Origin of the sequence: Pseudomonas sp. ES1 (assembly GCF_050586605.1) — a bacterium.
GTDB lineage: Bacteria > Pseudomonadota > Gammaproteobacteria > Pseudomonadales > Pseudomonadaceae > Aquipseudomonas > Aquipseudomonas sichuanensis.
The window spans coordinates 46,677-56,865 of sequence record NZ_JBOBDM010000041.1 but is presented as its reverse complement, the minus strand read 5'-3'; the positions used below and the strand labels follow the sequence as shown (position 1 = coordinate 56,865).

The 10,189-nt window shown below is 66.2% G+C and carries 7 protein-coding genes; 3 read left to right on the top strand and 4 right to left on the bottom strand.

What is annotated here, in order from left to right; translation table 11 throughout:
* The first annotated feature begins 34 nt into the window (after positions 1 to 34).
* A complete protein-coding gene (locus ACQ4N9_RS17640; RefSeq protein WP_430933379.1) occupies positions 35 to 1,708 on the top strand; it encodes a fatty acid CoA ligase family protein in 1,674 nt (557 codons plus the stop codon).
* A 108-nt stretch (positions 1,709 to 1,816) separates the two neighbouring features.
* On the opposite strand, the gene mobA is transcribed toward ACQ4N9_RS17640, so the two are convergent.
* The 3 genes from mobA to ACQ4N9_RS17625 form a co-directional block, all read right to left on the bottom strand.
* The gene (gene mobA, locus ACQ4N9_RS17635) at positions 1,817 to 2,392 is read right to left on the bottom strand and encodes a molybdenum cofactor guanylyltransferase MobA (RefSeq protein WP_390970808.1); all 576 of its coding nucleotides are present in this window, start codon (positions 2,390 to 2,392) and stop codon (positions 1,817 to 1,819) included.
* A gap of 62 nt (positions 2,393 to 2,454) precedes the next feature.
* Positions 2,455 to 5,577 carry a multidrug efflux RND transporter permease subunit gene (locus tag ACQ4N9_RS17630; RefSeq protein ID WP_390970806.1) on the bottom strand — a complete coding sequence of 1,041 codons (3,123 nt, stop codon included), beginning with the start codon at positions 5,575 to 5,577 and terminating at the stop codon, positions 2,455 to 2,457.
* Positions 5,578 to 5,588: 11 nt separating this feature from the next.
* Positions 5,589 to 6,764, bottom strand: a complete 1,176-nt coding sequence (locus tag ACQ4N9_RS17625; RefSeq protein ID WP_390970804.1) for an efflux RND transporter periplasmic adaptor subunit — start codon at positions 6,762 to 6,764, stop codon at positions 5,589 to 5,591.
* A 158-nt stretch (positions 6,765 to 6,922) separates the two neighbouring features.
* Between ACQ4N9_RS17625 and ACQ4N9_RS17620 the strand changes: the two genes are divergently transcribed.
* Positions 6,923 to 7,624 carry a response regulator transcription factor gene (locus tag ACQ4N9_RS17620; protein ID WP_110994497.1) on the top strand — a complete coding sequence of 234 codons (702 nt, stop codon included), beginning with the start codon at positions 6,923 to 6,925 and terminating at the stop codon, positions 7,622 to 7,624.
* Positions 7,625 to 7,630: 6 nt separating this feature from the next.
* Positions 7,631 to 8,929 carry an ATP-binding protein gene (locus ACQ4N9_RS17615; protein WP_390970802.1) on the top strand — a complete coding sequence of 433 codons (1,299 nt, stop codon included), beginning with the start codon at positions 7,631 to 7,633 and terminating at the stop codon, positions 8,927 to 8,929.
* A 102-nt stretch (positions 8,930 to 9,031) separates the two neighbouring features.
* On the opposite strand, the gene ACQ4N9_RS17610 is transcribed toward ACQ4N9_RS17615, so the two are convergent.
* Positions 9,032 to 10,120, bottom strand: coding sequence for a GGDEF domain-containing protein (locus ACQ4N9_RS17610; protein WP_390970800.1), 1,089 nt, complete (start codon positions 10,118 to 10,120; stop codon positions 9,032 to 9,034).
* Between the last annotated feature and the right edge of the window lie 69 nt (positions 10,121 to 10,189).

Genomic DNA, 10,189 nt, shown 5'->3' with positions numbered 1-10,189 from the left:
GATCAACCACTACAAGAACAACAAGAGATACCCCATGACCCAGCCAAGTTACTCCCAGGGCGACCCGGCCAAATCTCTGCTGTCCCAGTGCATCGGCGACGCCTTCGACGCCACAGTCGCCCGTTTCCCCGACCGCGAGGCCCTGGTCGTCCGCCACCGGCAACTGCGCTACACCTGGCGGCAACTGGCCGCAGCGGTCGACCAGCACGCCCGGGCACTGATGGCCCTTGGCGTGCAGGCCGGCGACCGCCTGGGCATCTGGGCGCCCAACTGCGCCGAGTGGTGCATCACCCAGTTCGCCAGCGCCAAGGTCGGCGCGATCCTGGTCAACATCAACCCGGCCTACCGCAGCAGCGAGCTGGACTACGCCCTGGGCCAGTCCGGCTGCCAGTGGGTGATCTGCGCCGATGCCTTCAAGACCTCCGATTACCACGCGATGCTGCTCGGGCTGGTGCCCGGCCTGGGCGATAGCCAGCCCGGAGCTCTGGCCAGCGAGCGCTTGCCCGAGCTGCGTGGAGTGATCAGCCTGGCCAGCGCGCCGCCAGCAGGTTTCCTGCCGTGGCCGGCCTTGCAGGCCAGGGCCGGGGAGGTCGGTAGCGAGCAGCTGGCCGCCCGTCAAGCCAGCCTGCGCCCGGACGACCCCATCAACATCCAGTACACCTCCGGCACTACCGGTTTCCCCAAAGGCGCCACCCTCAGCCACCACAACATCCTCAACAACGGCTACATGGTCGGCGAAAGCCTCGGCCTCACCGAGCACGACCGCCTGGTGGTGCCGGTGCCGCTGTACCACTGCTTCGGCATGGTCATGGCCAACCTCGGCTGCATGACCCACGGCAGCACGCTGATCTATCCCAACGACGCCTTCGACCCGCTGCTGACCCTGCAGGCCGTGGCCGAAGAGCGCGCCACCGCACTGTACGGCGTGCCCACCATGTTCATCGCCGAGCTGGATCACCCACGCCGGGGCGAGTTCGACCTGTCCAGCCTGCGTACCGGGATCATGGCCGGCGCCACCTGCCCGATCGAAGTGATGCGCCGGGTGATCGGCGAGATGCACATGGGTGAAGTGCAGATTGCCTACGGCATGACCGAGACCAGCCCGGTGTCGCTGCAGACCGGCGCCGATGATGACCTTGAGCGCCGGGTGACCAGTGTCGGCCGCACCCAGCCACGGCTGGAGAACAAGATCGTCGACGCTGAGGGCAACACGCTGCCGCGCGGCGAGATCGGCGAGCTGTGCACCCGTGGCTACAGCGTGATGCTCGGCTACTGGAACAACCCCAAGGCCAGTGCCGAAAGCATCGATGGCGAGGGCTGGATGCACACGGGTGATCTGGCGGTGATGGACGAGCAGGGTTATGTGCGCATCGTCGGGCGCAGCAAGGACATGATCATCAGGGGCGGCGAGAACATCTACCCGCGCGAGCTGGAGGAGTTCTTCTTTACTCACCCGGCGGTGGCTGATGTGCAGGTGATCGGTGTTCCGTGCAGCAAGTATGGCGAGGAGATCGTGGCCTGGGTTCGTTTCCACCCTGGGCACAGCGCCAGCGAGGAGGAACTGCGCGAGTGGGCGAGGGCGCGCATTGCGCATTTCAAGGTGCCAAGGCACTTCCGGTTTGTTGATGAGTTCCCGATGACGGTGACCGGGAAGGTGCAGAAGTTTCGGATGCGTGAGATCAGTATCGGGGAGCTGTCTGGGCGTTGAGAATTGCTTTCAGGGCCTCTTCGCGGGTAAACCCGCTCCCACAGGGTCGGCGCTGTACCTGTGGGAGCGGGTTTACCCGCGAAGAGGCCGGCACTGGCAGCAGATGATTCAGTCCTGCAGCAGTTCCGGGCTGTTGAAATTGCTCAGCCGCTGATCATCCTGCGCACACTCCAGCCCCTGCACAGCTTCAACCAACAGCGCCTTCTGCAAGCTCCGCTCACCCGCCGCCCAGGCCTGCTCCAGCACCGCCAGCACCCGCCGCGGCAGCACACTGAACATCGGCTGCCAATAGCCACCCTGACGGACCATCGCCGCACTGTCGTGCTCGACGGCCAGCTTCAGCAGGTCTCCTATCAACACTTGATCAACCAACGGCGCATCGCACGCCAGCAGCACCACCCATTCATGCCTGGCCACCGTCAACCCGGCAATTACCCCGGCCAGCGGCCCAGGGAAGTCGGCCTCGGCATCGCCAACCAGTTGGTCGGCATAGGGCCGATACAGGTCCTGGTTGCGGTTGCAGGAAACCACCACATCGTCAGACAACCCACGCACAACACGCTGCACATGGGCCACCAGCGGCTCGCCGCGCCACGGCACAAGGCCTTTGTCACGGCCGCCCATGCGCTGGCCACGGCCGCCGGCGAGGATGAGGATCGAGCAGGGGGGCAGGGCAGCGGGCATGAAAAAGGGTTCCGGGCAGTCAATGCCGGGAACCCTCTCATTCAACCCAGGGGCTTGTCCAGTCAGCTTTCGCTGGTCACTGGTTTGCCCTCCCTGGCCCGATCACGCCCGGCCAGGCGCATCACCACCACGAAGAACACTGGCACGAACACAATGGCGAACGTCGCGCTGAGCATGCCGCCGATCACCCCGGTGCCGATCGCCTGCTGGCTGGCCGAGCTGGCGCCGCTGGCGATGGCCAAGGGCACCACGCCGAGGATGAACGCCAACGAGGTCATCACGATCGGCCGCAGGCGCAGGCGGGCGGCCTGGATCGCGGCTTGGGTGGCATCGACGCCCTGGTCGACCAGTTCCTTGGCGAACTCGATGATCAGGATGGCGTTCTTCGCCGACAGGCCGATCAGGGTGATCAGGCCGACTTTGAAGAACACGTCGTTGGGCAGGCCGCGCAGGGTCACCGCCAGTACCGCGCCGAGCACGCCCAGCGGCACCACCAGCAGCACCGCGGTGGGGATCGACCAGCTTTCGTACAGCGCCGCAAGGCACAGGAACACCACCAGCAGCGACAGCGCCATCAGCAGCGGTGCCTGGCTGCCGGACAGCCGCTCCTGCAGCGACAGGCCGGTCCACTCAAGGCCTGCGCCGGCAGGCAGTTGCGCCACCAGGCGCTCGATCTCGGCCATGGCGTCACCCGAGCTGTAGCCAGGCGCCGGTTCACCGGAGATCGACACCGCCGGGTAGCCGTTGTAGCGGGTCAGCTGCACCGGGCCGCTCTGCCAGTGGGCGGTGACGAAGGCGCCCAAGGGCACCATCTTGTCGCTGTTGTTGCGCACATGGATCTTCAGCAGGTCCTCGACCTGGCTGCGCTGGTCGCCTTCGGCCTGCACCACCACCCGCTGCATGCGGCCCTGGTTGGGGAAGTCGTTGACGTAGTTGGAGCCCACCGCGGTGTTGAGTACCTCGCCGATGGCGGCGAACGATACGCCCAGCGCGTTGGCCTGGCGGCGGTCCACTTCCAGCGCCACCTGCGGGCTTTCGGCCAGCGAGGCTTCGCGCACGTTGACCAGCAGCTTGCTCTTGCGCGCCTGTTCCAGCAGCTGGTCGCGAGCCTGCATCAGTTCGCTGTAGCCCATGCCGCCGCGGTCCTGCAGGCGGAACTCGAAGCCGCTCGACTCACCCAGGCCGTCGACCGGCGGCGGCAGCACCGAGTAGGCGATGGCGTCCTTGAGCTGGGTGAAGGCCATGGTCGCGCGGTCGGCGATGGACTGCGCGCTGTCGTCGCTGCCGCGCTCGGACCAGTCCTTGAGCGTGGTGAAGGCCAGCGCCGCGTTCTGCCCGCTACCCGAGAAACTGAAGCCCAGGATCAGCGTGGTGTTGGCCACGCCCGGCTCTTCGGCGTTGTGCGCCTCGATCTGCCGCGCCACTTCGATGGTGCGTGCCTGGCTGGCGCCCGGCGGCAGCTGGATATCGGTGATGGTGTAGCCCTGGTCTTCGGTGGGCAGGAACGCGCTGGGCAACTGGCTGAAGCCATACACCAGCACCCCCACCAGCGCGGCATACACCAGCAGGTAGCGGCCGCTGCGCGCCAGGGCGTGGGTGACCCAACGCTGGTAGCCGTTGCTCATGCCGTCGAAACGGCGGTTGAACCAGCCGAAGAAGCCTTTGCGTTGGTGGTGCTCGCCTTTGCCGATGGGCTTGAGCAGGGTGGCGCACAGCGCCGGGGTGAGGCTCAGGGCGAGGAACGCCGAGAACAGGATCGACACCGCCATCGACACCGAGAACTGCTGGTAGATGACCCCCACCGAGCCTTTCATGAAGGCCATTGGCAGGAACACCGCCACCAGCACCAGGGTGATGCCGACGATGGCGCCGCTGATCTGGCCCATGGCCTTGCGCGTGGCCTCCCTGGGCGGCAGGCCTTCCTCGGCCATGATCCGCTCGACGTTCTCCACCACCACGATGGCGTCGTCCACCAGGATGCCGATGGCCAGCACCATGCCGAACAGGGTCAGCACGTTGACCGAGAAACCCAGTGCGTTCATCACCGCGAAGGTGCCCATCAGCGCCACTGGCACCACCAGTGTCGGGATCAGGGTGTAACGGAAGTTCTGCAGGAACAGGAACATCACCGCGAACACCAGCACCATGGCCTCGACCAGGGTGTTGATCACTTGCTTGATCGACACTTTGACGAACGGCGAGGTGTCGTAGGGGATGTCATATTTCACCCCGGACGGGAAGTAGCGCGACAGCTCATCGAGCTTCTGCTTGACCAGGGTAGCGGTTTCCATGGCGTTGGCGCCTGGCGCCAGCTTGACGCTGAAGGCGCTGGTGGCCTTGCCATTGAGGCGGGTGCCGTACTGGTATTCCTGGGCGCCGATCTCGACCCGGGCGACATCGCCGACAGTCACCGCCGAGCCATCGCGGTTGGCCCGCAGCACGATGGCGGCGAACTCTTCGGGGGTGCTCAGCTGGCCCTTGACCAGCACGTTGGCGGTGATTTCCTGGGTCGGCCGGGTGGGCAGGTCGCCGATGCTGCCCGGCGCCACCTGGGCGTTCTGCGCGGCGATGGCCTCGGCCACATCGTTGGGCGTGAGGCTGAAACCGACCAGCTTGGCCGGGTCGATCCAGATCCGCATGGCCCGTTCCGAGCCATACAGCTGCGCCTTGCCCACGCCCTTGACCCGGCGAATCTCGTTCATCACGTTGCGCGCGAGGATATCCGACAGGGCGATCTCGTCGAGGCTGCCGTCCTCGGAGGTGAGGGTGGCCAGCAGCAGGAAACCGGTGGACACCTTTTCCACCTGCAGGCCCTGCTGGGTGACCGGGCGCGGCAGGCGCGACTCGATCACCTTGAGGCGGTTCTGCACGTCCACCTGGGCAAGGTCCGGATTGGTGCCGGGCTGGAAACTGGCGGTGATGGTGGCGCTGCCCAGGCTGCTTTGCGAGGCGAAATACAGCAGGTTGTCGGCGCCATTGAGCTCCTGCTCGATGATGCTGACCACGCTTTCGTCCATGGTCGCCGCCGAGGCGCCCGGGTACACGGCGTAGATTTCCACCTGCGGCGGCGCCACATCGGGGTACTGGGCTACCGGCAACTGCGGTAGGGCCAGGCCGCCGAGCAGCAGGATGAACAGCGCGACCACCCAGGCGAAGACCGGGCGGTCAATGAAGAACTGCGGCATGGATCAGGCCCTCACTGGCCGTTGTGCTGGACGATGGGGAGTGCGTCCGGTTGTTCGTCGACCTGCACCTGGTCACCGGCCTTGACGTGCTGCAGGCCTTCGACCACGACGCGTTCGCCCGGCTTGAGGCCGTCGTTGACGATCCAGCGGTCGCCCTGGGCGCTGCCCAGTTGCACCTGGCGCTCGCTGATACGGTCCTGTTGGTCGACCACCAGCACCTTGGGAACGCCGGCGCTGTCACGCAGGATCGCCCGTTGCGGCACGCTGATGCCCTGGGGTTGCACGGCCTGTTCCAGGCGCACGCGCACGTAGCTGCCGGGCAGCAGGTCGAGGTCGGGGTTGGGGAACTCGCTGCGCAGGGTGATCTGGTTGGTGCTCGGGTCCACGCTGAGGTCGGAGAACAGCAGCTTGCCGGGCAGCGGGTAGGCGCTGCCATCGTCCTGGATCAAGGTGGCCTTGACCTGGCCCTGGCCGACCTGTTGCAGCTCGCCGGCCCGCAGCGCGCGGCGCAGGGTGTTGAGCTCGCGGGTCGATTGGGTGACGTCGGCGTGGATCGGGTTCAGCTGCTGGATGGTCGCCAGTGGCGTGGTCTCGTTCTGGCCGACCAGTGCGCCTTCGGTCACCAGCGCCCGGCCAATGCGCCCGGCGATCGGCGCGGTGACGGTGGCGTAGCCGAGGTTAAGGCGGGCGCGCTCGAGGGCGGCCTTGGCTTCGGCCACCGCAGCGTCGGCCTGCAGGAAGCTGGCGCGGGCATTGTCGTACTCCTGGCGGCTGACCGCCTTGTCGTCGACCAGCTGGCGATAGCGCTGCTCTTGCAGGCGGGCCTGGTAAACCGTGGCCTCGGCCTTGGCCAGGGTGGCGCGGGCGCTGTCGAGGTCGGCCTTGAACGGCGCCGGGTCGATCAGGAATAGCACATCGCCCTGCTTGACGTCGCTGCCTTCGCGGTATACCCGCTTGAGCACCACCCCGGCTACCCGGGCGCGGACCTCGGCGGTGCGCGGGGCGAGGATGCGCCCGCTGAGTTCGCTGCTGATGGCCAGCGCCTGCAACTGCAGGGTTTCGGCCCGCACCTGCGACACGGGCGCCTGGTCTTGCTGCTCGGCAGCGTCATCGCAACCGGCAAGCGAAAGGGTTAACAGCGCCAATAGCGCCAAGGGGCGCAGGCGCGAAGTGCTCAGAATGGACATACGGATCTTCCAGGGTTGATCGGGCCTATGCTAAGGCAAGCGTTCGCGGGTGCGCTGTTAAGCTCTGTAGGCTGTATGTGAAAAAGTGTGAAGCAGCGGCGGCACCCGGCGCAGGATTCGATATCCTGCCTCCCTTCACTCCTTCGTCAAAGCCCTTTATGCCGAACCTTCTCCTGGTCGAGGACGACAGCGCACTGTCCGAGCTGATCGCCAGCTACCTGCAACGCAACGACTTCCATGTCCGGGTGATCGCCCGTGGCGACCATGTGCTGGATGCGTTCCGCCAGCTCAAGCCGGACCTGGTGATCCTCGACCTGATGCTGCCGGGCCTCGACGGCCTGCAGGTGTGCCGCCTGCTGCGCCAGGAGTCGCAGAGCCTGCCGATCCTGATGCTGACGGCCCGCGACGACAGCCATGACCAGGTGCTGGGCCTGGAAATGGGCGCCGACGATTACGTGACAAAACCCTGCGAGCCCCGCGTGCTGCTGGCCCGGGTGCGCACCCTGTTGCGCCGCAGCAGCATCCACGAGCCACGCCTGGACAGCGAGCAGATCCTCATCGGTGGCCTGCACATCGACCTGGCCGAGCGCACGGTCAGCTGGCGTGGCGAAGAGGTGGAACTGTCCAGCGGCGAGTACAACCTGCTGGTGGTGCTGGCGCGCAACGCCGGCGAGGTGCTCAGCCGCGACCGCATCCTGCAGCAGCTGCGCGGCATCGAGTTCAACGGCACCGACCGTTCGGTGGACGTGGCCATTTCCAAGCTGCGCCGCAAGTTCGACGACAGCGCTGGCGAAGCGCGCAAGATCAAGACCGTGTGGGGCAAGGGCTACCTGTTCAGCCGCGTCGAGTGGGAGTACTGATACGCCATGCTGAAGATCCTGGTGCGCCTGTACCTGGTGATCATCGCCGCCTATGCCGGCGCCTTGCTGCTGATCCCCGATGCCATCGTCGGCGCCTTCCACGAGCGCTTCATGGCCTACAACCTGGACCAGGCCAAGGGCGTGCAGTCGTTGATCGTGCGCCAGTTCCAGCAGGCCCCGCGCGAGCAATGGCCTGCAGTCGAGCAGGAGTTGGCCAAGGCCTTTGCGCCGCTGGAGGTGCAGCTGCTGACGATGGACCAGGCCAACCTCGACCAGGAAGAGCGGGCCCGTCTGGAACATGGCCAGCACGCGGTGCGGATCGCCGACTGGGGTTACTACGAAACGGTGCTGGCACCCTTGGACAAACAGTGGCTGGTGCGCCTGCACTCACCGCCCGACCCGCTGGACATCAACGTGCTGTCGTGGGGCGTGACGGTGCTGATCGGCGCCGCCATGCTCGGTTGCCTGCTGCTGTGGGTATGGCCGCACTGGCGCGACCTGGAGCGGCTGAAGGAGACCGCGAGGCGCCTGGGCCAGGGTGACCTGGCCGAGCGCACGCACATTCCGCCGCGTTCGAACATCGGTGAGTTGGCCGGGGTGTTCGACACCATGGCTGGCGATCTGGAGCGCCACCTCAACCAGCAGCGCGAGCTGCTCAATGCCGTGTCCCATGAGTTGCGCACACCGCTGACGCGGCTCGACTTCGGCCTGGTGCTGCTGTACGACGAAGTGCCGCCGGCCAGCCGCAAGCGCCTGCTGGAGCTGGTCGGCCATGTGCGCGAGCTGGATGAACTGGTGCTGGAGCTGCTGTCCTACAGCCGCCTGGAGAATGCCAACCAGGCCCGCGAGCGGGTCGAGGTGTCGCTGCTGGAGCTGGTCGACAGCGTGCTCGGCAGTTTTGCCGAGGAGCTCGATGGCCGGGGGATCCAGTGGGAAGTGCGCAGCGAGGGCGACTTGCCGCGCTTCGTGCTCGACCCCAGGCTGACCGCCCGCGCGGTACAGAACCTGGTGCGCAATGCCATGCGCTATTGCGACGAGAGCCTGCTGCTGCGCCTGCGCCTGGAGGACGACGGCGCCTGCCTGCTGACGGTGGAAGATGACGGCATTGGCATCCCGGCGGAAGAGCGCGAGCGGATCTTCCAGCCGTTCTACCGCCTGGACCGTAGCCGTGATCGCAATACCGGCGGGTTCGGGCTGGGGCTGGCGATCAGCCGGCGAGCCATCGAGGGGCAGGGCGGGACCTTGACCGTGGCGCAGTCGGCGCTGGGTGGGGCGCAGTTCAGGATTCGATTGCCGGCGGGGTGATGGGTTACCCGGTCCGGCCCTATCGCTGGCAAGCCAGCTCCCACAAGGATCATTGTTTCCCTGTGGGAGCTGGCTTGCCAGCGATGGGGCCGGTACAGGTTGTCATTGCCCTGCCAACGTCGCGCTCCACAATACGAACCGATCCTTGCCGCTGTGCTTGGCCGCGTACAACGCCTGGTCCGCGCGGATCAGTGCCATGGTCAGGGTGTCGCCACTGGCCACCGCGGTCAGGCCGATGCTGATGGTCACCGGGTACTCGGCGCTGTCTTCGCGCACCCGGCGGCACAGGGCGACCACCTGCTGCTCGGCGGCGTGCTGGTCCAGCCCCTGGAAGAAGATGGCGAATTCCTCGCCGCCCAGGCGGGCGAACTCGAAGGCGCCCATCGAGGCGCGGATATGGCTGGCCACGCGTTTGAGCACCTCGTCGCCGATGTCATGGCCGAACTGGTCGTTGACCTTCTTGAAGTTGTCGATGTCGATCATCGCCAGGTACTGCCCGGGGCCGGCCAACTGCAGCTGGCGTTCGGCTTTGGCCATGAACGAGCGGCGGTTGGGGATTTCGGTGAGCACATCCACATAGGCCTGGTCGAGCAGCACCTTGGACAGGTAGAAGTTGTGCAGCTTGGCCTGGCGGATGCGCAGGTAGCTGTAGATCACCAGGCCGCTGAGGCACACCGCGTAGCTCAGCAGCATGGCGCCTTCGAGCTCCAGGACCTGGATGTGGGTGTGGTAGAAGGGGTTGAGTATCAGCCAGGTGATGGCCATGGCGGTGAAGAACGACCAGCGCCGTATCGGCAGGACCGACACGGTATAGAGCACGGTGGCGACCACCAGGATCAGCCAGACCGGACGCAGGGCGATGGGGATGCCGTCGATCACCAGGCGCATGCCCAAGGTGAGCACGCCGAGAAACAGCAGGTGCAGCACGTCGAAATGGCGGCTCTTGCGGGTGAAGCCGAGCACCACGGTGAGGCTGCACAGCACGGCGATGAAGGCGCCGGAAATCCAGGTGAAGCCCTGGCCGCCGAGGTAGCTGATGATCAGGTCGAAGACCAGCCAGATGGCGATGCCGACGCAGAAGATCAGCAGGCAGAAGCGGTGCATGGTCTCGTATTCGTGCTGGCGGAACTCGGCGCGCAGAGCGGCCGGGGCGACCTGCTGGCGGATGTGGGCTTCGAGGGTTTTGTACATGATGGCTCTTGGTTGGTTGTTACTTCCCGGGGCCTTATCGCTGGCAAGCCAGCTCCCACAGGGTGTGCG